The 25,379-nt window shown below is 56.9% G+C and carries 22 protein-coding genes, 1 tRNA gene and 1 pseudogene; 15 read left to right on the forward strand and 9 right to left on the reverse strand.

From position 1 onward, the window contains the following. A pseudogene (locus INT32_RS13520) lies at window positions 1-177 on the reverse strand (phosphomannomutase/phosphoglucomutase); the annotation flags it as partial. A 172-nt stretch (window positions 178-349) separates the two neighbouring features. Between INT32_RS13520 and INT32_RS13525 the strand changes: the two are divergent. Continuing rightward, window positions 350-1,774, forward strand: a complete 1,425-nt coding sequence (locus tag INT32_RS13525; RefSeq protein WP_193089273.1) for an FAD-binding oxidoreductase — start codon at window positions 350-352, stop codon at window positions 1,772-1,774. On the opposite strand, the gene mutM is transcribed toward INT32_RS13525, so the two are convergent. Then, window positions 1,755-2,582: a bifunctional DNA-formamidopyrimidine glycosylase/DNA-(apurinic or apyrimidinic site) lyase gene (mutM, locus tag INT32_RS13530; protein ID WP_193089274.1), complete on the reverse strand. Its 828-nt coding sequence runs from the start codon at window positions 2,580-2,582 to the stop codon at window positions 1,755-1,757. The two genes, INT32_RS13525 and mutM, sit on opposite strands and share 20 nt — an antisense overlap. 149 nt (window positions 2,583-2,731) lie before the next feature. Here mutM and INT32_RS13535 point away from each other — a divergent pair, with 149 nt between their 5' ends. The 9 genes from INT32_RS13535 (at window position 2,732) to INT32_RS13575 (ending at window position 9,887) form a co-directional block, all read left to right on the forward strand. After that, window positions 2,732-4,513: a tetratricopeptide repeat protein gene (locus INT32_RS13535; protein ID WP_193089275.1), complete on the forward strand. Its 1,782-nt coding sequence runs from the start codon at window positions 2,732-2,734 to the stop codon at window positions 4,511-4,513. After that, complete coding sequence (locus INT32_RS13540; protein ID WP_193089276.1) at window positions 4,510-5,121, forward strand: outer membrane lipoprotein LolB; 612 nt, start codon at window positions 4,510-4,512, stop codon at window positions 5,119-5,121. Before INT32_RS13535 ends, INT32_RS13540 begins: the two co-directional genes overlap by 4 nt. Then, entirely contained in the window at window positions 5,118-6,014 is an 897-nt protein-coding gene (gene ispE, locus INT32_RS13545) for a 4-(cytidine 5'-diphospho)-2-C-methyl-D-erythritol kinase (RefSeq protein ID WP_193089277.1), read from the forward strand. Before INT32_RS13540 ends, ispE begins: the two co-directional genes overlap by 4 nt. Window positions 6,015-6,018: 4 nt before the next feature. After that, window positions 6,019-6,095: transfer RNA gene (locus INT32_RS13550), tRNA-Gln, on the forward strand. A gap of 97 nt (window positions 6,096-6,192) precedes the next feature. Next, entirely contained in the window at window positions 6,193-7,143 is a 951-nt protein-coding gene (locus INT32_RS13555; RefSeq protein ID WP_193089278.1) for a ribose-phosphate pyrophosphokinase, read from the forward strand. Between the two features lie 104 nt (window positions 7,144-7,247). Further along, complete coding sequence (locus INT32_RS13560; protein WP_193089279.1) at window positions 7,248-7,898, forward strand: 50S ribosomal protein L25/general stress protein Ctc; 651 nt, start codon at window positions 7,248-7,250, stop codon at window positions 7,896-7,898. 135 nt (window positions 7,899-8,033) lie between these two features. Further along, the gene (pth, locus tag INT32_RS13565; RefSeq protein ID WP_193089280.1) at window positions 8,034-8,639 is read left to right on the forward strand and encodes an aminoacyl-tRNA hydrolase; all 606 of its coding nucleotides are present in this window, start codon (window positions 8,034-8,036) and stop codon (window positions 8,637-8,639) included. Continuing rightward, window positions 8,636-9,376: a type II CAAX prenyl endopeptidase Rce1 family protein gene (locus INT32_RS13570; protein ID WP_193089281.1), complete on the forward strand. Its 741-nt coding sequence runs from the start codon at window positions 8,636-8,638 to the stop codon at window positions 9,374-9,376. Before pth ends, INT32_RS13570 begins: the two co-directional genes overlap by 4 nt. 112 nt (window positions 9,377-9,488) lie before the next feature. Then, on the forward strand, window positions 9,489-9,887 hold the full coding sequence (locus tag INT32_RS13575) for a VOC family protein (RefSeq protein WP_193089282.1): 399 nt from the start codon (window positions 9,489-9,491) through the stop codon (window positions 9,885-9,887). A 495-nt stretch (window positions 9,888-10,382) separates the two neighbouring features. Here INT32_RS13575 and INT32_RS13580 read toward each other — a convergent pair whose 3' ends face one another. Further along, window positions 10,383-10,847, reverse strand: a complete 465-nt coding sequence (locus INT32_RS13580) for a hypothetical protein (protein ID WP_193089283.1) — start codon at window positions 10,845-10,847, stop codon at window positions 10,383-10,385. A 369-nt stretch (window positions 10,848-11,216) separates the two neighbouring features. Between INT32_RS13580 and ychF the strand changes: the two genes are divergently transcribed. The 4 genes from ychF to INT32_RS13600 all read left to right on the forward strand — a co-directional run bounded on the left by ychF (window position 11,217) and on the right by INT32_RS13600 (window position 16,663). Next, entirely contained in the window at window positions 11,217-12,308 is a 1,092-nt protein-coding gene (gene ychF / locus INT32_RS13585) for a redox-regulated ATPase YchF (RefSeq protein ID WP_193089284.1), read from the forward strand. A gap of 251 nt (window positions 12,309-12,559) precedes the next feature. Then, window positions 12,560-13,111 (forward strand): YidB family protein, encoded by a 552-nt coding sequence (locus INT32_RS13590; RefSeq protein WP_193089285.1) that lies wholly within the window; start codon window positions 12,560-12,562, stop codon window positions 13,109-13,111. Window positions 13,112-13,560: 449 nt separating this feature from the next. Further along, window positions 13,561-16,227 carry an AsmA family protein gene (locus INT32_RS13595; RefSeq protein WP_193089286.1) on the forward strand — a complete coding sequence of 889 codons (2,667 nt, stop codon included), beginning with the start codon at window positions 13,561-13,563 and terminating at the stop codon, window positions 16,225-16,227. 61 nt (window positions 16,228-16,288) lie between these two features. Next, window positions 16,289-16,663, forward strand: coding sequence for an MOSC N-terminal beta barrel domain-containing protein (locus tag INT32_RS13600; RefSeq protein ID WP_193089287.1), 375 nt, complete (start codon window positions 16,289-16,291; stop codon window positions 16,661-16,663). Between the two features lie 128 nt (window positions 16,664-16,791). Here INT32_RS13600 and INT32_RS13605 read toward each other — a convergent pair whose 3' ends face one another. The 3 genes from INT32_RS13605 to rsmD all read right to left on the reverse strand — a co-directional run bounded on the left by INT32_RS13605 (window position 16,792) and on the right by rsmD (window position 18,631). Then, window positions 16,792-17,043 (reverse strand): YfhL family 4Fe-4S dicluster ferredoxin, encoded by a 252-nt coding sequence (locus INT32_RS13605; protein WP_014751910.1) that lies wholly within the window; start codon window positions 17,041-17,043, stop codon window positions 16,792-16,794. A 374-nt stretch (window positions 17,044-17,417) separates the two neighbouring features. After that, window positions 17,418-17,936, reverse strand: coding sequence for a pantetheine-phosphate adenylyltransferase (coaD, locus tag INT32_RS13610; RefSeq protein ID WP_193089425.1), 519 nt, complete (start codon window positions 17,934-17,936; stop codon window positions 17,418-17,420). An 86-nt stretch (window positions 17,937-18,022) separates the two neighbouring features. After that, the gene (rsmD, locus tag INT32_RS13615) at window positions 18,023-18,631 is read right to left on the reverse strand and encodes a 16S rRNA (guanine(966)-N(2))-methyltransferase RsmD (RefSeq protein WP_193089426.1); all 609 of its coding nucleotides are present in this window, start codon (window positions 18,629-18,631) and stop codon (window positions 18,023-18,025) included. Window positions 18,632-19,187: 556 nt separating this feature from the next. On the opposite strand from rsmD, the gene ftsY reads away from it, so the two are divergent. After that, window positions 19,188-20,402, forward strand: coding sequence for a signal recognition particle-docking protein FtsY (ftsY, locus tag INT32_RS13620; protein WP_226817061.1), 1,215 nt, complete (start codon window positions 19,188-19,190; stop codon window positions 20,400-20,402). Between the two features lie 376 nt (window positions 20,403-20,778). Here the strand turns inward: ftsY and INT32_RS13625 are convergent, their stop codons facing one another. The 3 genes from INT32_RS13625 to INT32_RS13635 form a co-directional block, all read right to left on the reverse strand. Further along, window positions 20,779-22,482, reverse strand: coding sequence for a CYTH and CHAD domain-containing protein (locus INT32_RS13625; protein WP_193089288.1), 1,704 nt, complete (start codon window positions 22,480-22,482; stop codon window positions 20,779-20,781). 261 nt (window positions 22,483-22,743) lie between these two features. Then, window positions 22,744-24,333 carry a glycerol-3-phosphate dehydrogenase gene (gene glpD / locus INT32_RS13630; protein ID WP_193089289.1) on the reverse strand — a complete coding sequence of 530 codons (1,590 nt, stop codon included), beginning with the start codon at window positions 24,331-24,333 and terminating at the stop codon, window positions 22,744-22,746. A 298-nt stretch (window positions 24,334-24,631) separates the two neighbouring features. Next, window positions 24,632-25,105 carry a MarR family winged helix-turn-helix transcriptional regulator gene (locus INT32_RS13635; protein ID WP_193089290.1) on the reverse strand — a complete coding sequence of 158 codons (474 nt, stop codon included), beginning with the start codon at window positions 25,103-25,105 and terminating at the stop codon, window positions 24,632-24,634. Window positions 25,106-25,379: the final 274 nt, after the last annotated feature.

Consider the following 25,379-nt stretch of genomic DNA (forward strand, 5'->3'; position numbering starts at 1 on the left):
ATCCGGGCTGGACAGGCGACCGTCGAAGCCGACCACGATCCGATCCGTGCCGCAGTCGCGGGCACGCCGGGCCAGCGCGCGACCCAGCAGGTAGGCAAACGAAGCATTGAGCTGTTCAGGCACAACACCACGAATGTCATAAGCCTTGAATACGGATTGGGGAAGCGCTGGGGTCATGGATTGTCCTTGTAAAGGCTGTTGCAGTCGTTGCTTCATGCAAGCGGCGGGCAACAGCCACGAATTTCGGTAAAATGTGGGTTGTATTATACGTCTGTTGCCAAAGCGGGCTGGTGGGAATCTGTCCGCCTGCCCATTGCGACAACCGTCAAACTGAAACGGGCAGAAAAAAATGAATCTATTGGCAGTATTGCAAGACATCGTCGGCGCAGATCATGTATTGATCGGAGCTGCGGCACAGCCTTATCTGACCGACTGGCGCGGCCGCTATACCGGTCAGGCGCTGGCGGTGGTGCGCCCCGCCTCTGTCGAGCAGGTCGCACATGTGGTGCGCACCTGTGTGGAGCATCAGGTGCCCATGGTGCCGCAGGGCGGCAACACCGGTCTTTGCGGGGGCGCCACGCCCGACGGACAGGGAAACAGTGTCGTGATTGCGCTCACGCGCCTTAACCGCATCCTGCAGGTCGATACGGCCGACGATACGATTACCGTGCAGGCCGGCTGCACCCTGCGCGAGGTGCAGCAGGCTGCCATTGAGGCAGACCGTTTGTTTCCGCTGAGTCTGGCTGCCGAAGGCAGTTGCACGATTGGCGGCAATCTGGCCACCAACGCCGGAGGCACGCAGGTGCTTCGCTACGGCAATACCCGTGACCTCACGCTGGGCCTGGAAGTGGTCACAGCAGATGGCGAGATCTGGCACGGCTTGCGTGGCCTGCGCAAGGACAATACCGGTTACGATTTGCGCGACCTGTATATCGGCAGCGAAGGCACGCTGGGTATCATTACCGCGGCAACGCTCAAGCTGTATCCGCAGCCGGTGGCGCGGTGTACGGCCATGCTCGCTTTCAACGACATGCCGGCGGCCGTCCGGATGCTGGCGCGCGCCCGTAAGGGGTTCGGCGCGGCCCTGACCGGTTTCGAACTTATTTCCCACTATTGTCTGGATTCGGTCACGCTTGAATTTGACCAGCAGAAATGGCCGTTTGACGCTTCCGGCAGGCAGTGTCCCTGGTATGCGCTGCTGGAAATCTCCGACAGCGAAAGTGCCGATCATGCGCGCGAACGCTTTGAAACGGTGGTGGGCCAGGCCATTGAAGAGGCCGATGTTGTCGACGCCGTCATTGCGGCCTCCATTGCCCAGAGCAACGAGTTGTGGCATTTGCGTGAAAGTATCCCGCTGGCGGAAAAGCAGATGGGCAAAAATATCAAGCACGATGTGTCTATTCCGGTCTCGCGCATGGCCGATTTTGTCGAGCAGACCAATGGCCAGTTGCAGGCGGCTTTTGCGGGCGTGCGGCACATTGTTTTTGGCCACCTGGGTGACGGCAATCTGCATTACAACGTGGCGGCGCCGGCTGGCTCGGACGAGACCGCTTTCCTGGAGCTGCAGCCGCAAGTGTATCGGCTGGTGCATGACAGTGTGCACGCCTTTGGCGGTTCCATCAGCGCCGAGCATGGGGTAGGGCAGCTGAAAAAAGATCTGCTGCCGCTATACAAATCCGAAGTGGAGCTGGCGCTGATGCGCAAGATCAAGCGTGCGCTGGATCCTCACATTCTGATGAACCCGGGCAAGGTCATCAATAGCGCTGACATTTAGGACAGAAGAAAGTGGCGCGCTGGCCCTGCACGATTTTGCGTATCGGCGTGCCACAGCTGCGGCAGGGCTGGTTCTCGCGGTCATAGACGGCCGCGTGAATCTCAAAATAAGCGCCTGGCTCGCCCTGTGTACCGGTGTAGTTGCGCAAGGTGCTGCCGCCCGAATCCAGCGCTTTTTCCAGCGTACTTAAAATAGCCGCATGCAGGCGTTGCGCTCTTGCCGGCGAAATGCGGTTGGCCGGCGTGCGTGGATGAATGCGGGCTGCGAACAGGCTTTCCGACGCATAAATATTGCCGACGCCCACCACAATCTGGCCGCCCAGCAGCGCCTGCTTAATGGCTATGCTGCGCCCCTGTAGCCCGGCATGGAGCATGTGCGGCGTGAAGGCCGCCTCAAAGGGTTCTACGCCCAGCCCGGCCAGCAAGGGGTGGGCCGCCACAGGACCGGCGTCATGGGCGTGCCACAGGACTGCGCCAAAACGTCGCGGATCGTTCAGGCGTACGGTGACGCCATCGAAGCACCACTCCACGTGATCGTGCTTGCGCAAGAACTCACCTACCTGGACATGGCGCAGCGATCCGGACATGCCCAGATGCACAAGCAGGGTACCGTGTTCGAAACGCAACAGGAGGTATTTACCCCGCCGCTCGCAGGCCAGCAACTGTTTGCCCTGCAAAATGAGATTGAGCTCGGGTGTAACCGGCCAGCGCATCCGTGCCTCATGCACGTGGACCGCAAGCAGCCGCTTGCCGGTAATGATCATGTCCAGGCCGCGGCGGGTGGTTTCAACTTCAGGTAGTTCGGGCATAGGAATAATGGGGGCGCCCACGGCGCGCGCAAAGTCACGCCGGCGCAGATAAAATGCTTATGTTTTAAGGATTTATTAATAATAACTAAGCAAGGATGATAACATTTGTTTTTTGTTATCAGCCACTGCCTCGCTTGCCTGTGATTCCGATGAAAAGCGTTATTCGCGCCGCAGCCCTTGTTGCTCCGCTCATGTGGACTGCGCTCGCGCATGCCCAGTTCGATCAGCCGGTAGATCGGCGCGCCATGCTGGATTTTCTGTCGAACGAGCAGGCCAGGCCTGTGACGTTGGTCAACCATACCGAGGCCGACGATATTTACCGTCTGCTCATCATGGAAATTGCTGCCCAGGAGGGGAAAACCGACTTGGCGGCAGAAACGGCAATGGCACTGGCGCGCGACCGGAAAATGCCACGCCTGGCCAAACGCGCCATGCATCTGTATATGGCCAAGTCCCAGTCCCGGCAGGCTGCCGCAGCGGCGCGGCTCTGGAACCAGCTGGCGCCCGGAGATGAAGAAGCCGTGGCGGCCACGCTGGCGCTGGCGGCCAGCAACGGCGATACGGATGGCATTGTCAAGGCGCTGCGCGAGCGCATCGCCAAGGCCGGCAACAAGGATCGCGCTCTGTACCAGGCTGCCGCCGTGGTGGCGCGCATGAAAGACAAGCAGGAAGCCCTCAAGGTCTTTACAGAGGTCATTCACAAGAACGGCGACAATTTTTCGGTCGCGCACCTGCTGCTGGCAGACCTGGCGACTCAGGCGGGCGATCCGGTGCTGGCCTGGGAAGCGGCGCGCAAATCGCTGTCGCTCGATCCGGACTCTGATGCCGCCGCCGAGCGCGTATTGCAATACGGCGTCAAAATCAATCACGACTTGGCCATGTCGCTGGGACGCAAGTTCATCACCGCTCACCCCAGTATCCGCCGGGTTCGCCTTTTGTATATCAGCCAACTGGTCGAAGACAAGAAATTTGCGCCTGCCCTGGCCGATCTGGCGCGTATGCGCAAGGCCTTTCCCGAGGACTTTGACCTGCTGTACCTGGAGGCCCAGGTCAATTACCAGGCCAAACACTATAAAATGGCGCGGGCGCGGTTGACCGAGTTCCTGGAGGTGCAGGGACAGCGGCGCGAGGCATTGTCAGATGCCGAAACCAACGCCCAGGGGCAGTCCACCGATGCACGCCTGTTGTTTGCCCAGATTGATGAGGATGAAGGCAAGTATCGCGATGCGATAGCCCAACTGGAAAAAATCGATGAGTCGGCCGCCCTGCCGCAAATTCGCATGAAACAGGCGGCGCTCTACGGCAAGCTGGGACAGTTGAACAAAGCCATGGCGCTGATTGCCGACATTCGCACCGAGACGCGCGAAGACAAAATTATTGTTGAGCTGGCGGGTGCGCAGGTGCTTGCCGCCGCCGGACGCACGGATAGGGCGCTTGCCCGCCTGGTTCAGGCCGACAAGGCCCTGCCTGCCAGCCCGGCCATCAAGTATGACCTGGCCATGCTGTACGAGCGCCAGGGCAAAATCGTTGAAATGGAAACCTTGCTGCGGCAGGTGATCGCGCTCAAGCCCGATTCACCCGATGCATACAACGCGCTGGGGTATGTCTTTGCCGACCAGAATATCAATCTGGAGCAGGCGCAAACGCTGCTGGACAAGGCCGTGCAACTGGCGCCGGGCAATCCGTTCATTCTGGATAGCATGGGCTGGCTGCAGTTCCGGCTGGGCAATCATGCGCTGGCCAGTCAGTATCTGGAAAATGCCTTCGAGTTGTCGCCGCAAGCCGATATTGCGGCGCATCTTGCCGAAATCTACTGGTCCAATGGTGACAAAAAACGGGCTCGGGCGCTGCTCAAGCAAGGCTGGCAGCTGGACAAGGAAAACCCGACGCTTAAAGAAACCCTCAAACGACTGGGAGTCCGCCTCAAATGAATGTACGCGTTTTACATCGCTATATCCGGTTAACCGCAATCTGTCTGGTGGCTGCAACACTGGCTGCGTGTTCGACTGTGCCCACGCAGCCCTCGACGTCACAGGCCGCTCGTGCCGACGGCGCGTTCGAGCGTTCCGGGCGCTTTGCCCTGACCGTTTATGATCGCAGCGCAGAGCGCAATCGCGACTCGGTGCAGGGCGGTTTCACCTGGCTGGATACGGGAGCGGTGCTGACGTTGGACCTGACCAATCCGCTGGGTTCTACATTGGCCCGGGTGGTCGTGGCCGATAATCAGGCGGTGCTGACGCGCTCCAATGGACAGCGCACGGTCGCCGGTGATCCCGATGCATTAGTGGCCGAGGTGTTGGGCAGCCCGATCCCGGTCAGTGGCATGCGTAACTGGCTCAAGGGCCTGCGCAATGGCCAGCGTAATGGTCTGCACACGGCAGGGCAGACCGGCGCGGCCCAGGGCGCCCAGACGTTTGACGAAGCAGGCTGGCGGGTCAATATGTCCGATTTTGACAGCAAAGGGCCCACGCGCCTGAACTTTGAGCGCACCATGGCGGGCGACCGCATTACCGTTCGCGTGGTGACCGAGAGCGAATGAAGTCTTTGCATGACGTGGCAGCGCCGGCCAAGCTGAACCTGTTTCTGCACATCACCGGCAGGCGTGCCGATGGCTACCATCTGCTGCAAACCGTTTTTACCTTTGTTGACCTGGCCGACCGGCTGCATTTCACCTTGCGTGACGATGGGCGTATTGTGCGCGCCACCGATATTCCTGGTGTGCCCCATGATGAGGATCTGATCGTACGGGCGGCGCGCCTGCTTCAGCAGCATGCCGCAGCTCAGAGCGGCGCGGCCGCTGGCGTGACCATTGCCGTTGATAAACAGATTCCCGCCGGTGGCGGCCTGGGTGGCGGCTCCAGCGATGCGGCCAGCACCCTGATTGCGCTCAACCGCCTATGGGGTTGTGGTTTTTCCCGCGAGGCCCTGCAGGCCCTGGGCCTGACGCTGGGCGCCGACGTGCCGGTTTTTGTCTTCGGTGAATCGGCTTTTGCCCAGGGTGTGGGCGACGCGCTGCAGACCTGCCCGGTGCCGCAAGCCTCTTATGTCGTGTTTGTGCCGACAATCAGTGTCGCAACTGCAACAGTTTTTGCCCATCCTGATTTGACAAGGGCCACAAAATCCCTCATAATGCACGACTTTGCTGGACATGATATTCATCAGTTTGGCAGAAATGATCTACAGGCAGCAGCATGTGCCCTTTTCAAACCGCTTTCGCTTATTGTCGGCTGGCTTGAATCCTTGGGTATACAGGCCAGAATGACAGGATCAGGTGCGTGTTTTTTTGTACCGTTCGATACTGCCGATCAGGCCTTGGCATGCAGGCAGCGTGTAGAATCTGCGCTTGCTTCTCATCCAGAGGCAAGCCAGTGGATAAAACAGGTCGTTGTCTGTCACGGCATCAATCGGCATCCGCTGTATAATTGGATATAGAATTTGGGGCGTCGCCAAGCTGGTTAAGGCACTGGATTTTGATTCCAGCATGCGAAGGTTCGAATCCTTCCGCCCCAGCCAAATTCGTACTATATGTGCGGAAACCGTGAATAAGCCGCTATAAACCGGTATGTGCTTATCACGGTTTTTTTTATTCACTTCACCGATTCCAGTCATCATGACCAACACTAATTTCATGATTTTTACCGGCACAGCCAATCCCAGGCTTGCCGTAGACGTCGTTAATCATTTGGACATGTCGCTGGGCAAAATGACCGTCGGTCGTTTTTCTGACGGTGAAGTCATGGTGGAAATCCTGGAGAACGTACGGGGCCGCGATGTATTCGTGCTGCAGCCCACCTGCGCGCCTACCAACGACAACCTCATGGAAATCATGACGATGGTCGATGCACTGCGCCGCGCTTCGGCCGGCCGTATTACCGCCGCCATCCCATACTTTGGCTATGCCCGGCAGGATCGCCGGCCGCGTTCGGCCCGCGTGGCCATCACGGCAAAAGTGGTTGCCAACATGCTGCAAAGCGTGGGCGTTGATCGCCTGCTGACCATGGACCTGCACGCAGACCAGATCCAGGGCTTTTTTGATATTCCGGTAGATAACATCTACGCCGGTCCCGTGCTGCTGGCCGATATCGGTCAGCGCAACTTCAAGGACCTGGTGGTTGTCTCTCCCGACATTGGTGGTGTGGTCCGTGCCCGCGCACTGGCCAAACAGCTGGAAGCAGACCTGGCGATTATCGACAAGCGTCGCCCGCGTGCCAATGTATCCGAAGTCATGAATATTATCGGTGAGGTCGATGGCCGCACCTGTATCATTATGGACGACATGGTCGATACCGCCGGCACGTTGTGCAAGGCGGCTTCTGCGCTTAAAGAGCGCGGCGCCGGCGCCGTCTACGCCTATTGTACGCATGCCGTGCTCTCCGGCGGCGCTGTTGGCCGCATTGCAGAGTCCGAGCTGGACGAGCTGGTTGTGACCGACACCATTCCGCTGTCCCAGGAAGCGGCCGATTGCGCGCGCATCCGTCAGCTTTCCAGTGCATCATTGCTGGGCGAGACCATTCTGCGCATTTCCCATGCAGAGTCGGTTAGTTCACTGTTTGTAGAATAAGGATTTGATCCGTTGCTGGTCGCGGCAGCGGGTCGGGTGGCTGAGCCAACCGGTTCAGCCTTTTTGAAAATACCGTAATCGGTATTGTTTATTTGGAGTTCTCCATGAAATTTGAAGCCACCACGCGTAGCGTTCAGGGATCGAGTGCGAGCCGCCGCCTGCGTCGCGCCGGCCGTGTACCGGCCATTGTTTATGGTGGAAAAGGCGAAGCGCAAAGCATCGAACTTGACCACAATGAAATTTTCCACGCATTGCGCAAAGAGCCATTCCACACGTCCGTACTGGACATGATGCTCGACGGCAAAAAGCAGAACGTTCTGCTGCGCGCCGTGCAATGGCACTCATACAAGCCACTCGTGCTGCATGTGGATTTTCAGCGTGTCAGTGCCAACGAAGCGCTTACAACACGTATTCCTTTCCACTTTATCAACGGTGACGAATCTCCTGCCGTCAAACAGCAAGGTGCGACAATTTCGCACGTTCTGAACGACATCGAGATCACCTGCCTGCCTAAAGACCTGCCTCAGTTCATCGAAGTAGACCTGGGCAACCTGCAAGCCAATGAAGTTGTGCACCTGTCAGACGTTAAAGTTCCGGCCGGTGTTGAGTTTCTGGGTATTGGCGAAGAAAGCCCCGTACTGGCCACTGCAACTGTGATTGCAGAAAGTCCTGACGAGGACCCGCCAACTGCAGCTGATGTTAGCGCGGCCGAAGCAGAAAAATCTGACAAGCCTGCCGAAGACGACGCCAAGTAAGTCTCGAATGTGTTACTTTGCCTGAAGGCAGGGTAACGCGGGCCGGCCTTGCCGGTCAGGCCATTATGTTGGTACACCCCCGCAGTGCGTTCGCATTTCGGGGGTTTGTTTCGTAAACTGCAGGGAATTTTGTACATGGCTTCGTTGCCTATCCGTCTGATTGTCGGGCTGGGAAATCCCGGCCCGCAGTATGAACCCACGCGCCACAATGCCGGGTTCTGGCTTGTCGACCACTACGCCGATGATCTGAAAACCCAGTTCAGCCTGGAAACTGGCTTTTCCGGACAACTGGCGCGTGCGCGTCACGATGGCGAGGCCGTTTATCTACTCAAACCCGTCACATACATGAACCGCTCAGGCCAGTCTGTGGGGGCAGTGGCGCGGTTCTTCAAGATTGAACCCGAACAGGTGCTGGTGCTGCATGATGAACTGGACCTGCAGCCGGGCGAGGTCAAGTTGAAAAAAGGCGGCGGTCATGCCGGCCATAACGGGCTGCGGGATATTCAGGCAGCATTGGGAACCAGCGACTACTGGCGCATGCGTCTTGGCATTGGCCATCCGCGCAGCCGTGGCCTGGCCCAGGGCGTGGCCGATTACGTACTATCCATGCCAGCCAAGGAAGACATGCCGCTGATCGACAATGAAATCGACAGCGCCAGGCTGGTGCTCGGGCCCCTGCTCGATGGCGACTTTGCCGCGGCCTCGCGCCGCCTTGCCGCAGCGCGCGAGGCGCGGTCATGACCACCGCGACTTTCGGCGCCGATCTCAAAGTGTTTCTGCGCTTTGTGCGCAGGCCACGCTTTACCCCACGCATCGCCCAGCGGGGCGGCGGTTCGGGTTGGTGGCGCGATTGGTATCCGAATGTCCGTTTTGCCCGCATGCTGTCCTGGGTGGCCCTGTTATGGTTTGTGAATCTGTTTGTACTGGCGCCATTGGCCTTGAGCGCAGCAGAAAGTGGCGGCGCCCAGCACCGGCTGGACCCGGATAATATTCCCTGGCTGATGGCGGTGCTGTGGGCGCCACTGGTCGAGGAAATGCTGTTTCGCTACAGTTTGCGCTATCCCCGTGCCATCCTATGGGTATTGCCGGTGATGATGATGGTGGTCTTTTCGGGCCCATCGTGGCTGAGCGCCGGCGCATTTATCCTGGTGCTGGCACTGCTGGCCGCCCTCAAGTTCCGGGGCTTCGTCGGTAATGACCAAGCGCTGCCATGGCGCATACGCAAACTTTATGTACAATGGTTTCCCTGGATCTTTCACCTGTCGGTGCTGGTTTTTGCTTTTGTGCATTTGAACAATTTCAAGCTGAACGATACGCCGTGGTGGATGTATCCGGTCATGGTCATGCCGCAATGGATGACCGGCCTGGTCCTGGCCTGGATGCGAGTCCGTTCCGGGATCGGCACTTCTATTCTGATGCATATGATGTTCAATGGCGGGCCGTTGCTGCTGATCTGGCTTATGCTGCAAGGTCGTTAGGACTGCGTGAGACGTCGGGCTGCGGTGCTTTGGGCATTTGTTTTATCTGGCCATTGGCCACTGGCAGTCGCTGGATATTCAATCAATCGCGATTCATAGATAGGAGCAGCGCATGCGAATTTATGTAACGAGTGTGTTTGTTGATGATCAGGCCAGGGCATTGGATTTTTACACCAATATTCTGGGTTTCCAGTTAAAGCATGACGTTCCCGCAGGCGATTATCGCTGGCTGACGGTTGTGTCCAAAGAGCAGCCCAAGGGCGTGGAGCTGTTGCTTGAGCCAGACGCGCACCCGGCAGTGGCGCCATACAAAGCGGCCCTGGTCAGGGACGGTATACCTGCCACATCCTTTGAAGTGGACGATCTGGACGCCGAGGTTGACCGGTTAACCCGGCGCGGCGTGCGCTTTACAGTGCAGCCCATGGACGCAGGGCCGGTGCGAATGGCTGTGTTTGACGATACCTGCGGTAATTTAATCCAGATTATTCAGATGGTTGATGCGCCGCAGTAACGTGGGGCATTTGTTCGAACCTCTCGTTCTGAACACAATTTCAAGGCTCCGTAACGCCATTTTCAGGTGCTTTTTGCCCGCTCAGCCGGTTGCGAGAGTGTCACGGACCCCGGATGCCTGGGATGGCAAGTTTGAATATCTGTGCTGTTCTTGTATGGCTGAGCTATGTGGGTCTCTCTTGTTGTCCAGAATTGTGCTTTTTGATAAAATTTTCGTATAACATCGATTTATAAACGTATTGTTTGTATTACTGTAGGAAGTTTGGAAGCTGGAATTTGACCCCGACCACTGGTCCAGCATATCCCCTGACAGCAGGTGAAATCGGTAAGCCTGATGATAGCAGCATGAACGCAGGTTTGGTTCGTGCGCCGACGACAGCACTATGCAAGGTGGCTTGCATATACAGACTAAGAAGGTTGCTCGACTATCTCTCACTAATACGGAATTGAGGCCCTCATCATTTGGGGGCCTTTTGTTTTATGCCAATGGACCTTGTTATGTGCCGTAGTCAATGGCAATGCTCCCTATACGAGGCTTTTTGGGTTTTCTGAAATTTCGTGAGAACCATGTCACTATGGAACACACGTGTTTTCGGTCAAGGTATTGCATGACGACCGTGTTGCAGGTTGCGTGTGCGATCACAACAGCGCGATGATTGCCGCCCGGATGTTCAAACTCACAATGAATGCTGGCCCTTGACAGAAGGGTCTTTATTTCACCCACAAGGAAGGGCATCGCCGTTTTCATTGACAGGTTAAATTCAATTCTGAGACGTTGTTCCCAGATGTGATACAAGCCAAAGCCGTGATGGGTACTTTTGTGTTCGCCGTAGTATAGAAAGATGGGTGCTTCGCAATAATGGTAGCCGCGACCCTTCAATTCAGGGAATATGCCGAAGCTGGCGTCGTCGAATGGACCTTCTATGACGGCATATTTGGACATATGTGGTTTAACTGTCATGGACTTATTAAGCAATAAATCACGTTTAAAATTTTTAAATATTATGAAGATCCACACACCACCGCAACTACTTGCCTGGGGAAAATATAAGACGCCAAGTCGGTTTGATCGTTAAGCGCACGTTCAAAAAAGCGCTGATTCAGGCTATTCTTGGGTTTGAAGGCATCAATCGATCAAGTAGAGCGTCAGACAAGGTTACAATCTCTTCTTTATTCAAAACTGATGCAAAATCGCCAGATACGCGTGCTGGTTTACAAGGTTTTGTCTGTAAAACGGCGACCCGTATGCAAACATACGACGTTCTGCTGATCCGGCACCTCCATGGTGCCGATGCTGGGTTCGTATGTGCTTGTTATCTAAGGAAATTCAATGGCTCTTCAATGTGGGATTGTCGGACTGCCCAACGTGGGCAAATCCACGCTCTTTAACGCCCTGACCAAAGCGGGCATCGCGGCGGAAAACTATCCGTTCTGCACCATCGAACCCAATGTCGGGATCGTAGAGGTGCCCGATGAGCGCCTGAATAAACTGGCCGAAGTGGTCAATCCCGAGCGCATTCTGCCGGCCACGGTCGAGTTTGTGGACATTGCCGGGCTGGTGGCGGGCGCCTCCAAGGGCGAAGGGCTGGGCAACCAATTTCTGGCCAACATCCGCGAAACGGATGCGATTGTCCATGTCGTGCGCTGCTTTGAAGACGAAAACGTGATTCACGTGGCCGGTCAGGTCAATCCGATTTCTGATATCGAAGTGATCAACACCGAGCTGGCGCTGGCCGACATGAGCACCGCTGAAAAGGCGATGCTGCGTGCCCAGAAGACCGGTCGGGCGGGCGACAAGGAAGCGCAGCGCCTGGCTGGCCTGCTGGAAAAGATCATTGCCGTGCTCAACGAGGCCCGCTCCATCCGCTCCATGAACCTGGATCAAGACGACCTGGATCTGATCAAGCCGTACTGTTTCATTACGGCCAAGCCTGCCATGTACGTGGCCAATGTGAAGGAAGACGGTTTTACCGACAACCCGCATCTGGCTGCAGTACAGGAATTTGCCGCCAAGGAAAATGCGCCTGTTGTGGCCGTATGCGCGGCAATCGAAGCCGAAATTGCTGACCTGGATGATGAGGACAAAAACGTATTCCTGGCTGATATGGGCATGGATGAGCCGGGTTTGAACCGCGTAATTCGCGCCGCTTTCCGCCTGCTGGGCCTGCAGACTTACTTTACAGCAGGTGTCAAGGAAGTGCGTGCCTGGACGATTCATGTGGGCGATACCGCCCCGCGCGCCGCCGCTGCGATCCATACAGACTTCGAACGTGGCTTTATCCGTGCCCAGACCATTGCCTATGACGACTTTATTACGCATAAAGGCGAGCAGGGCGCCAAGGAAGCGGGCAAAATGCGTGCTGAGGGCAAGGAATATATCGTCAAGGACGGCGATGTGCTCAATTTCCTGTTCAACGTATAAAGCTCATTTTGACCAGGGAAAGCGTGCTGTGCTTTCCCAAACCCGACAAAAGCCGCGTATGTGCGCGGCTTTTGCTGTTCCTGCCAGGCCGGGTTGCGGGCTGTTTTTCAGCTGACTGAGCCGGTCAACTGTCTTGCAATAACAATAATTTCATCTGTATCAAATGTTTATCAGATAAATAACATTCATGATGCGGCCCTGTTCCGGTGTTATAGTCAAAACTCCTCTTCTTACTCAATCAAGGAAAGATCATGGGAATTCTGGATGCAATCAATGCGGTGTTGGGCGGTGGCAAAAAGCCTGAACAGCAGCCACAAAGTGAACAAATACAGGAAGGCCAGGTAGCATCCGGGCAGGCCCCGGAAGATCAGACGCCCGCCGCGCAGCAGGAAGACATGGGCGGCCTGGGTGGTTTGGGTGGCCTGGGCAATGGCCTCAATCTGGGCGCCCTGAGCGCGCTGTTGCCAGTGGTTTTGTCCGTGATCAATAACCAGCAGGGCGGCCTGGGTGGTTTGGCCGAAAAATTCCAGCAAGGTGGGCTGGGCGACATTTTCAATTCCTGGGTCAACAAGGGTGAAAACCGTGATATTTCCCCGGAACAGGTCGATACTGCGCTGGGGGCCGATACGGTCGATTCCATTGCAGCCCAGTCGGGTCAGTCCCGTAATGATGTTCTGGGAAGCTTGTCGGGTATTTTGCCGCAAGTGGTCGACAAATCAACACCGGAAGGCCAGATTCCGGCCGATGGGCAGGCGCGTGGCGAGAACGAAGTACTCAATTCGCTGTCCTCACTGTTCAAATAGTCCTGTTCTGCCTGCATTCGAATGCCATATCTGTTAGCATAATCAAAATAACAGCCCGATAAATCCAGACAGGCAGATCCGGCGCGCGCAGCACACGATTACGATTGTGAGCTCGACTGGCAGGCGGTGCATGCTTTTTGAAAAGAAGTGCCGCCTGCGACTGCATTGTATGAAATGCATGAACAGCATGTCACTGCAGGCATGTCGCTGACGTTGTGCGTCGCGACCGCCGATCCATAGCGTGGCCATGACGGTGGTACGCTGCGCATTGTTGTGTGGCAATACCGCTTGTGTGGGTAGTGTGGTTCGGCAACCCGGCGTTCATGTCCACCGCTCATGCCCACTTTACACAAGGGCAGAGCTGCTCCTGTCGGCTGCGCTTATCTGGATGACAGACGGTCCTTGAGCGGGCTGTTCCCACTTATTATGAATGAGAGATCAAGCCGCCCATGAAAGTCTGGCTTAAAAGAATTTTGATCGGCCTTGTGGTGCTGATGCTGTTTGCCTTTGTAGGCGCAGCCATTTTTTTATTGACGTTCGATCCGAACGCCTATAAACACAAGATCGAAAGCATTGTGCAGGAACGATACAATCGCACCATGGTCATTGAGGGCGATCTGGAACTGTCCCTGTTCCCGCGTATCGGTCTGTCAGTTCGAAAAATTTCACTGTCCGAGCCCAATTCCACCACCACTTTTGCCTCTATCGACAGCGCTCGTTTTGCCGTGGCCATCTGGCCGCTCATATCGAACCGTCTGGTGGTCGATCATGTTGCCGTGTCTGGCTTAAAGGGCTGGATCGTGCGCGATGAAAAAGGCAATTTCAACTTCGAGGACCTGCTGACCCAGGATCCGCCTGCCATAGAGACGGTCGATCCGCGCTTCAAAAGCGATGAAATCCGTCCCGTGCCTGCCGCGGCCGCCGAGAGCAACAGCGTTTTGCCGCAGCCCAAAAAGACCGATTTCAAAATCGATATCGCCGGGCTTGAAGTGCAAAACGGTGCGATCTTCTATAAGGACAAGCTGAACAATCTGGATATGCGCCTGAACCAGATGACGGTCAATACTGGCCGGGTCACGTTCGATCAGCCTTTTGACGTGTCTGTGACGGGCAATCTGGAAGGCGCAAGACCGGTGGCCAATGCCAGCGTGAATATTCAGGGCCTGGTCAAACTGGACCCGGTCACCAAACTGTATTCGGCCCGCAATCTGGAAGCCAATATCAAGGGTGTCGTGGGTGATGTGGATGTGCAAACCGGCACGTTGACCGGCGATTTTGCCGTCGATAGTTTTGCGCACGCGCTCACCGGATCGGGTATTGATCTGACCATTTCGGGCAAAGGCGCCAAGGGCACCGGGTTGCGCAACCTGGATATGAGCCTGGCCGCGCCCAAGCTGAATTTTGACTCAACTGCGCCGCTTTTGCAGATGACCAACTTCGCCGTCAAAGGTACCGCCTCTGATGAAGACGACGAGAGCTACGAATGGGTGCTCAATTCGCCGGCGCTGGATATCTCGCCTACCGGCGCGGGTGGCAAGCCACTGACCGGTTCTGTCCGGATCAAGGGCAAGGAACAGTTCGGCGTCAACTTTCGCATGGAGGGCATCAGCGGCACGTCCGATGCCCTGAATGTGGCCCAGATCAAGCTGGACGGCGCGTATGCCCGTGGTAATAAACGCGCGGTCAATTTCAATATTTCTTCGCCGGCCAAAATGGATCTGGCGCGCCGCCTGTTCGCGCTTTCGGCCATGAGTGGCAATGTGGTGCTCAAGGATGTGGAAACGCGCGAGCAGAACATTCCCGTTATCGGCACCTTCAGCGCCGATTTCCTCAAAAGTGTCGCCAGCTTCAAGGCCGATGCTGTCATCAACTCCGGCAAGTTCAGTTTTGACGGCAATGTCTCCAGGTTTGATGAGCCTTATGTGCGTTTTGCTGTGGGCGCCGATTCGGTGAATCTGGATGAGCTGATCGATAACGTGTCGGGTGCAGCCGCAACACCGCCGGCCGCTGCTACCGGCGGCGCCAAGGCACCCGCTGCGCCCCAGGAGGCCGAGGCCAAGCCCGCCACCACCGCTGTACGCAACCTGGTCAGCGACCTGATGGGCTCGCTCATCGGATCGGGCACCGCCAGCCTTAAGCAGATCACCTATCATGGCGTGGTGTATAACGATGTGACGGCGGCCTTAAATTTCACCAAAGACCAGTTGGGTATCACAGATATCAAGTCCAATATTTTTGACGGGCAGGTACAGGGCGACGCGTTGATCAACATGAAGGACGACGAAGTCACGACCAAACTCAATTTCCAGGACGTATCCATTGAACCGCTGCTCAAGGGACTGGGCATGAATCCGGTCATGACAGGCACAGGCACATTCTCGCTGGTCTTTGCCTCCAGAAATGCGCCCGAAGGCGCCAACTGGCTGACCAATGCCACCGGCTCACTCGAAGGCGAGGCCCGCGAGGGCGCGATCAGTGGCTTTGATCTGGCGCCGGTGCTTGCCGATCCCGCCGCCTACGCCAACAACATTGAGCAGGCCGGCACCTGGAAATTTGATCCAGCGGCCAAAACCCCGTATAAAACGCTAAAAACCAAGCTGGTGCTCGATAAAGGCGAGTTGCATTTTGCGCACTTCAGCCTGCTGACCGATCCCTTGCTGATCCAGGCCGATGACAATCTGGCGGTGTACAACCTGATCAATAACCAGTTTTCGTTCCCTGGCAAATTTGTCACGCGCCAGCCGGTCACGTTGAATCAGGAGGGGTTGCGCGTAAGCATCAAACAGGTGACCTTGCCGTTCGAGTTGACCGGATCGCCCCAGGGTGCGCAGTTGAAAGTCAAATGGCAGCGCTTGAATAACTCGCCGTTGGGCCAGTTCGTCAAGCAGCGCAAGGACAAAGAAGCAGAGGCGCAAAAGCAGGCGGCCGAGCAGGCTGCTGCACAGAAGGCTGCTGTACCCGAGCCACAGGCGCAGCCTGGTGCCGCGGCGGGCGGACAGCCTGCACCAGCGGCGGCAGGCGACGGTAACCCCCCACCTGCTCAGGCCGCACCCGACGCTCCGGCAGCGACTGAGCCGCAAACGCCGGCCGCGCCCACGCCTGCTCCCGCTCAATAGGCGGGCTTTTTCCTATATTCCTCTCATTTAAGCGGCCTTTTTCCATTTTCGATTCTGCATTATGACAACTTCAGATTTTCAGCCTATTTATCAATGCCCGGCCATTGCGGGGCCGGTCAAGCCCGCAGCACAACTGCGCTGGCTGCTTGTTGATGAGCAGTCGCAGGCGCTTGGCCGGGATGACCCGGCATTGAAACAAATTGAACTTTCCATCCGTTTCGATTACTTGGTTATCCGCGCGCCAGGCATGTTGCGACTGGATATCCCGGTCGATGTGCTGGAAGATGATGAGGATGCTTTTGAAGAGGCGCAGCTAGACGGGCGTGCCTTGCGCGTGGTCAGCGAGGGGCAATTGGCCGATGCGTGGTTCAGTAAGCTGCTTGAGCGGCCGATTCGACTGGTCAAGCTGCACCCCGATGAAGACCTGACCGCTTGATGCCTAGACGCCTTGACGCCAGTCGTGATAATGCTGCTGTCGCAGGTTGCGGCGGCGGGCGGAAAATCAGGGGTGATGTGTTAGACGGCCCGCCCGCATAAGGTGCGGACCGTTGCGAGGCGGGCTTGTCAGGCTACAGCAGTCAGCTTGTAGAATTTGGCCATGAGCATATCCTGGGATTCTTTCCATTCCGGATTGATCTCAATACACTCGACAGGACAGACGACCTGACATTGCGGCTCGCCATGGTGCCCGACGCATTCGGTGCACTTGGCAGGGTCGATTTCATAGAAATCCACACCCATATAGATGGCTTCATTGGGACACTGCGGTTCGCAGACGTCGCAGTTGATGCATTCATCGGTAATTAGCAGGGCCATAATCTTTCCGGCACTTTCGTTTATACACAGTGACAGTGTACGCCAATGGTTGGACAAATACCTGAAAACAGGCAAGCGTGTCAGGGTTAATGGGTCGCTGCGTGTCTGCGATCCATTCGGGCGCTGTCGCCGGGTGCGTTGCGGTGCAGTCGAGGGACCAGGACAGCATGGCAGGCACAATCAGGCTTTGCATGAGATAGAGCGCACATCATTGGGCATGCAGCGGCACATGCAACTGGTCAGGCCAGGGTGCCAGCTTGAAACATGAGCACACGGGCATCAATTCTGGGCATGAATCCAGGGCCTCGGAACACGGGCCTGGCCAGAAAAGGATGGTGTCGATGTTCGCCCTGACATGCATTGACGCAGTTTGCTTAGTCGCTCTCGGGCGCCTGCTCGTTTCTGGCAGCCAGGCGGGCCTGTGATTTTTCCTGCAACCAGCGCTCAACCGACGGGAATACAAATTTACCCACATCGCCACCGAGCAGGGCAATTTCACGGACAAACGTGCCGGAAATAAACTGATACTGATCAGACGGGGTCATGAATAGCGTTTCCACGTCGGGCAGCAGGTGGCGATTCATGCCGGCCATTTGAAACTCATATTCAAAATCGGATACGGCGCGCAGGCCGCGCACAATGATGCGGGCGTCTTCCTCGCGTACAAAATCCTTGAGCAGGCCGCCAAAGCTTTTGACAGAGACATTAGGATAGTGGCCCAGCACTTCTTCGGCAATCTGCAAGCGCTCTTCGATAGTAAACAGCGGATTTTTGCCCGCGCTGACAGCGACGCCAACTACAACATGATCAAACAGCCCGGCTGCGCGTCGGACCAAATCCTCGTGTCCGCGGGTGAGAGGATCAAATGTCCCTGGGTATACAGCAGTGATCATCATGAGCTCCGTTTGCTCCCGATCGATGCCGGGAAAGAGGCCGAAAACCGGCCCGAGCGTTTAAAGGAACGTCGATTATAAGGTATTTACTCGCTTTTGTGCGGTGCAATAAGGTGTTCATGTAACTGATAATACACCTGCCCGGCCTTGCCCTGCCGGATAGCAGGGAAGTCGGGGCCCGGGTCTTCGGGCTGGTCCGATTCTATGTAGACCAGGCCGCCCGGTTTGACAATGGCGGGCAAAAAGGGATAGATGCGATCAAACAGCTTGCCGGCAAAGGGCGGATCAAGCATTACCAGGTCGAATCTGGCGGCATCCATGCGTTTTAACATCAGAAACGCATCGGCGCTGTTGATGCGTACCTGGCTGGCCTGCAATTTGTCGCGCGTAGCGCGCAATGTTGCCAGCGCAGCAGGACTGGTTTCGGCCATCTGTACATGCGCAGCGCCACGTGAAGCGGCCTCAAAGCCCAGTGCGCCCGTGCCAGCGAACAGGTCCAGCACCGATTTGTCGTCGAACTTGCCGTCCCACAGATAGTTCAGCCAGTTAAACAGCGTTTCCCGGATACGGTCCGAGGTCGGCCGCAGGCCGTCGGCATCAACCACCGGAATCTGCGAGCGTCGATATTGACCACCAATGATTCGGATGGTCTGGCGTTTGCCGAAAGTGCCTGCGGGGCGGTTTGCTGGTTTCATCATTGTTGCGACGTACACTGTTAAAATAGGGGATCCTATTGTTATTGTAGTATTCACTTTCCTGCGACAACCTATGTTCAGTTTTTTCAAACGTAAAAAGAAAACCAGCGAGCCTGTTGAAAAGCCCGTTGAACCGGCACTCGAGACCCGTCAGCCCGAGACGCTTGAAGAGGGCGCGGCGCTCATGCCGGTGCCCGAACATACCATCGCTTCGGAGTCGGTAGAGACTGAGCCAGCGCCCCAGGACATACCTGCTGCGCAGGAGCCGCCCGTCAGGGAGCCGACTTTACCCGAACCGCCGGCCAAAGAGCCGCCGACACCCGTTGAACCGCCCCCACAGGAGCCGCCATCCAGAGAGCCACCGGTTCAGGAACCGCCGGTGCGCGAGACGACCGCGCCAGAGTCTGCCGATGCTGCTTCAGCGGCCCCAGCAGGTACGCCCGCGCCGTCGACATCATCCTTGCCACCGCAAGCGCAGCGCAATGTGCAGTCTGTGCCCTCGACTCCACCGGTTCATGTGGATCTGAGCGATAAAGCGGCAACCTTGAAAAAGCCCATGGATGCCGTTTTGCCGCCGTCTGTGGGCCAGGGTTCCGGCGCTGCGATCAAAGCCGCTGCACAGGGCGAGCAAAAGAACGTTTCAGTTGCGGACAGTGTGGCGCAGCCCACTATTGCATCGGCAGCAGCACAAGCGCCCGCGCCCGAAGTGTCTGCCGTTCCGGCAACGTCCGAGGCCCCCCAGGTACCAGCAACACCGGTAGCATCTGCGGTATCCGCTGCGCCTGCCACACCCGACGCCGTTGCGATGGCCGAGCAGGCGCCGGCAGCGTCCAGCACGGCGCAGCGTCCCAAATCGGATCGCAAATCCTGGCTGGCGCGCTTAAAGGATGGCCTGTCCAGGACCGGTTCGAATATCAGTTCGCTGTTTGTCGGCGTCAAAGTTGACGAGAATCTGTTTGAAGAGCTGGAAACGGCGCTGATTATGGCCGATGCGGGGATGGAAGCGACCGAATCGTTGTTGGGCAAACTGCGCAACAAGGTGAAAAAGGAACGCATTGAAGACGCACAAACCGTCAAACACGCACTGCGCGATCTGCTGGCCGAGCATTTGGCCCCGCTGCAAAAGCAGTTTGATGCAGGCACCGGGCAGACGCGTGTTGTGATGATTGCGGGCGTGAACGGCGCAGGCAAAACCACCTCTATTGGCAAACTTGCCCACCATTTTCAGGCGCAGGGACACAGTGTGTTGCTGGCGGCCGGTGACACTTTTCGTGCCGCGGCACGCGAACAGCTGATTGAATGGGGCTCGCGCAACAATGTGGCCGTGATCGCCCAGGATGGCGGCGACCCGGCTGCGGTGGCATTCGATGCGGTCAATGCCGGACGGGCCCGCAAGGCGTCGATTGTCATGGTCGATACCGCCGGCCGCTTGCCCACGCAGTTGCATCTGATGGAAGAGCTCAAGAAAATCAAGCGCGTGATCGGCAAGGCCGATGGCGACGCCCCCCACGAGGTGCTGCTGGTGGTGGACGGCAATACCGGCCAAAACGCCATCTCCCAGATCAAGGCTTTTGATGCGGCCTTGACGCTGACCGGGTTGGTCGTGACCAAGTTGGATGGTACGGCCAAAGGCGGTACGCTGGCAGCCGTGGCTGCGGGCAGCCAGGGCGTGCGGCCGGTGCCTGTTTACTGGATTGGCGTCGGCGAGTCATTGCAGGATCTGCAACCCTTTGTGGCATCCGAATTTGCCGGTGCATTGCTGGGCGATTAATCGGCCAAAGGGCTGCGCTTTCCTCCAGGGGGCTGGTTCGGCTTCATATGAATAAAGCAGCCTGGCCTATAGCGCAACCTCTGGCGCGCCCAGCACACGCTGCCTGCCTGTCGCAGGACGAGCGTTTCTTGGTTGGGCGCAGGCTTGTTTCTTTGTGCAACGGGATAACCATCAACGGCTGGCAATGCGACTGATGAGACGCCGACGGGATGCTTGGCCGTCATCCTCTCAACAGCCCTTGAGTAAGTCCCCTTTAGTAAAAAAGATTTAGTACAAAAAGACACCCTGCAAACCCGGATAGATCATCCGAGCTTGCAGGGTGCTTTTTTTACGGTGCTGATCGTGACCATGACCATGCTCACGATCAGGTGGTGTGTCAGTCGTAGCGGATTTTCGCGGGGATATGCGTTAGCGCTTCATCGGCCTGGTGTTTCAGCGTTTCAAGCGTGGCGGTAAGCCAGCCCACGGCGAACCAGGCGGCGGGATGGGTTTGCGTATGAGCGCTGAAGAACGTGAGGGCAGTAGACATATCGTTCAGATTGCCGAATACTTCCTGCGCTGCTGCCAGCTTTTTGACATACCCGTTCAGGTTGCAATTGGGGCGCAAGCCTTCGTATACGTTCAGTGCGTAACGCATGCGCTTGATGCGTTTGCGCAGGTCATGATACGACTCGATATCCGATTTATCTTCGGTTTTCCAGTGACGAACGATTTGCCTGTTCCATTTGTTCAGGCGCTGCTCCAGCAATCTGCGCAGAACAGGGCGGCCGTGTGGCAGCGGCGTCAGGGGGATAATGATCGGTTCAATCTGGGTTGATGCACCGGCTGCGGCGGGCGCTGCTGCTTCAGCGCTCTGCTCGGTCGCTGCCTGCTCATCCTGCGTTTGCTCGCCCGGTTGTGCGTCTTCAACCGCGTCCGTTTGAACCTGTTCGGTGTCATCCTCGATGGGAGCCACGGGATCGGTTGTTGGTGTCAGGACAGTCCACTCCAGCAGCCGCAGCACCCATTGCTGAAATGACGGGTCTTTGGCGATGTCGTGAGGTGTGGCGCCTTCTTCATGCGAACTGAACTGCATGGTGGGCATGCCTGCATCGTTCAGGACCGGCACCACGGTCGCGAGCATGACGTCCAGATCACGCGTGGCGCCGAATCGACCCAGGTGCACGCGAAGCTCATCGCGCACGTCCTGTTCGGGCAGCCAGGCCAGGCCGCTAAACAACTTCCAGTTGCTGGTCAGGCGCCGCATGCCGATACGCAATTGATGCACATGTTCGGGGCGGCCTACCGCAACGACGCCCAGCGTATCAATTTCGGCCAGGGCGCCGGCGTTGGCACAGATTTGTTCCAGGCATTCAGTCGTGACCGAGACCAGCGCCTGCGTGGCGCTGTCCTGTTTGTCGATTTCGTAGGCGCGTGCCTTGCGGGGCGCCCAGAAACGCAGCACTTCGTTGTTGCGCACCGCATTCTTTACGGTAGCGGTGTCCGAGCGCCTGATATTGACTGCAGATTGAGCCAGGGCATCGCCACGCTGTGACTTGCTGCGCAAGTCCAGAATCAGCTTATATTGCGACAGCCATTTTTTTCCGATCTCAAAGATTGCTTCGGGTGAGCCCGAAACCAGTTCGAACTCCACTTCGGATACCGGCAATTCCAGCTCGGCCGCACGAATGACACCGGTATCGAAGGCGATCTCTATAGTGCCCTTGCGCGTGCGCTGGCGCCGATACAACCGGGTGATATCTGTTTCGTAGCGCAGCTCCAGCGGCTTGGCCAGTTTGAGCAGGGCGGCCTCGGCCGGCGTGCCTGCGTACAAACTTAAATCCAGCACCGGGCTGGGGCGATTGTGGTTCAGTTCCAGCTTGGTCAGCGCATTGCTGCCGGGCATTTTCAGCGTTTGTACCCAGTTGTCGCCTTCCAGGCGTAGCCTGATGGCGATTTTTGATTTGGCCAGCTCGCGATCTGCTGTATCAAAATACATGGCGCGCAGCGAGATAGTTTCGCATTTTGCTTTTTTCAGCGCCTTTTCTACTTGCGCAGCGGCAGACGCAGGCACATGTAGCTTGAGTTCCTGTTCAGACATAGTCGTGATTGATGTAATTACACTGTAAAGGGGAAGGGGATTTGTAGCTGGCATAGTAACACCCCAGGTATGCATATTTGATGACATGTCATAAATAAGAAATACATTGCCTGCTAGGCTACAAGGGTTTTTGCATATGGTACAGTTGTGGCTTGCATGGCCGACGCGTAAACAACGTTGCGCGCAACGGTTCCTGCCATCGGCGAGCGTGGCTAGATTATTAGCGTGGCTAGATTATCGCGACTAATTTATCGCGACTAATTAACGTGACCGGGCCGACTCAAAAAACGTGTCGCGCGCCATGGCCGCCGCCAGGGTTGTTCCGGTGAGCCAGTGTTCCAGTGTTTGTTGTTGCCCGACGCTGAACTTGAGGCCCAGCCGGGTGCGGCGCCACAGGATATCCTGGGTGCTTTGCGCCCACTCGCGATTGATCAGCCAGCGCGCTTCGGCCTCGTACAGGCCGTGTCCGAAATGCATACCCAGACCTGCAACGGAATCGGCATCGCCGATAATTTCAGTTGTCATAGATCCGTAGGCAGCCACCAGGCGGGCAAGCAGCGCAGCATCCAGCCAGGGGTAGCGCGCCTGCAATTGCTGCGTGTAGCGCTGCGGGTCCAGGTCGGGCAATTGGCCGCCTGGCAGCGGTGCCGTGGCGGTCCAGGCCGGCCCCTGTTTCAGATACGGCTGGAGTTTTTCCAGCGCATGTTCGGCCAGTTTGCGATAAGTGGTGATCTTGCCGCCAAAAATCGATAGCATGGCCGGTTCGCCGTTTTTGCCGCCGCTCACATCAAAGACATAATCGCGGGTGACAGCAGCAGCCTGGCCTTGCGCGTCATCATACAATGGTCGCACACCGGCCCAGCTTGAGACAATGGCGTCGCGCTGCACCGGCTGGCGCAGATATCGATTGACCACCGACAGCAGATAATCGGTTTCCTCTTCGGAAATGTGCGCGCCACGCGCATCGCCATGGAAATCCACATCGGTAGTGCCGATCATGGAATAGACATCGCGATGCGGAGTGATGAAAACGATCCGCTTGTCATCATTCTGCAGGATATAGGCATGATCGCCTTCGTATAGCTTGCGCGTCACCAGGTGGCTGCCTTTGATCAGGCGCAGGTGATTGCGTGGCTGGGCATCGGGGTCGTGCAGCGTTCCGAGTACGTTATCAACCCAGGGGCCGGCGGCGTTGACCAGCACCTTGGCGCTCACCTGCAAGTGGCGGCCCGTGACATCCTGCAGGGTCACCAGCCAGCGACCTTCTTCAATGTGTGCGCCGGTGCAGGTTGTCTGCGTAAGAATCTGCGCGCCGCGCGCTTGCGCATCCATGGCGTTGAGCACGACCAGCCTGGAATCATCCACCTGGCAATCGGAGTAAATAAAGCCCTGTTTGATGCGCTCGCTCATGGGTCGGGCAAATGGCGAGTCATCATCCAGACGGATATGACGGGACCCTGGCAGGCGCGCGGAGCGCTTGGCCAGATGATCGTAGAGAAAGAGTCCCGCACGGATCATCCATACGGGACGCAGGGTGTGATCGTGCGGCAGTACGAAGCGCAAGGGCCGCACAATATGAGGGGCGATATTCAACAACACTTCGCGCTCGGCCAGCGCTTCGCGCACCAGACGGAATTCGTATTGTTCCAGATAGCGCAGCCCGCCATGGATCAGTTTGCTGCTGGCCGATGAAGTGGCGCTGGCCAGATCATCCTGTTCACAGAGCAATACGGACAGGCCGCGTCCTGCCGCATCACGCGCAATGCCAGTCCCATTGATCCCGCCACCGATCACCAACAGATCTGTCTGGTGGATTGATTGATCGTTTTGCTGAATCGTTGCCGCATTCATCCGTACTGCTCCAAAGAAAGATATCGCCGATTGTTGCCAGGATAGTCAAAAAAGACTATTTTACCCGATTGCTGTCGCTGGCAGCGGTGGCGAAAATGCCGACAGTCGCAAAGTCGACAAGCTGTAAGGTCGCCAAACGTCGGCATGACTGCTGCTGTCTTGAGGCCGGGCGTTCTCACCCTGGCGTCGGCACCGGCATGGCATTTCACCGGCGTCGGCATGGCATAACCCGGGCACCGTGGTCAGGCGGCGTCATGCGTGAAGTCACGCTGAAAACAGCATCCTTGCACGGGCCGTGTCACTGCTGGGATGCAAGTGCTGCCTGCTTCAGATCGGCCAGCAGCGTATACAGCTCCTTCTGATTGCCCTTGGGCATCCCGCTGAACATGTCCTGGAGCCAGGCTTCATGAGCCGAGGCCATTTGGTCAAATTGTCGGCGTCCCTTTGCGCTGAGCCGCAAAAAGGTACTGCGGCGGTCTTCACTGCTGACCTTGCGCAGGATCAGCCCTTCTTTTTCCAGCTGATTGGCAATGGTGGTCACGTTGCCGTTGCTGACCATCAGTCTTGCAGACAGATCTCCCATCCGCATGCCTTGCGGTTCCTTGGCCAGTTGCGCCATCAGGTCGAAGCGCGGCAAGGTGCAATCGAATTGCACGCGCAGATAATTGCGGATGCGATTTTCGATCAGGCTGGTGCAGGTAAGCAGGCGTAGCCACAGACGCAATTCGGAGTGATCAATGGTTGCTGCGCGGGTTTCCAGATCGTGTTGCATAACTGCTCCTGCTGAAATAAACGTAAATAAAACGACATAGCCGTTCATGTAGGGCCGGGCAGATTGTAAACGCAGTCCGGTTCGTTCGGGTGCCCACGCTTGGCATGAGGCAGCCATTGTCGCCTGTTTAAAAAAAGTTTGTAGTGCATTATAAATTAGTTTAAACTTAAAATAAATCACAATTTTGAAAGAGGCAAAACCGCAGTGCTGCACTCTTGTGTCTGTACGGCGGCGCCAGAAAGGCAGCGGCTGGGCAGGCAACGGCCACAGACCG

The organism is Advenella sp. FME57, from assembly GCF_014897675.1.
GTDB lineage: Bacteria > Pseudomonadota > Gammaproteobacteria > Burkholderiales > Burkholderiaceae_B > Advenella.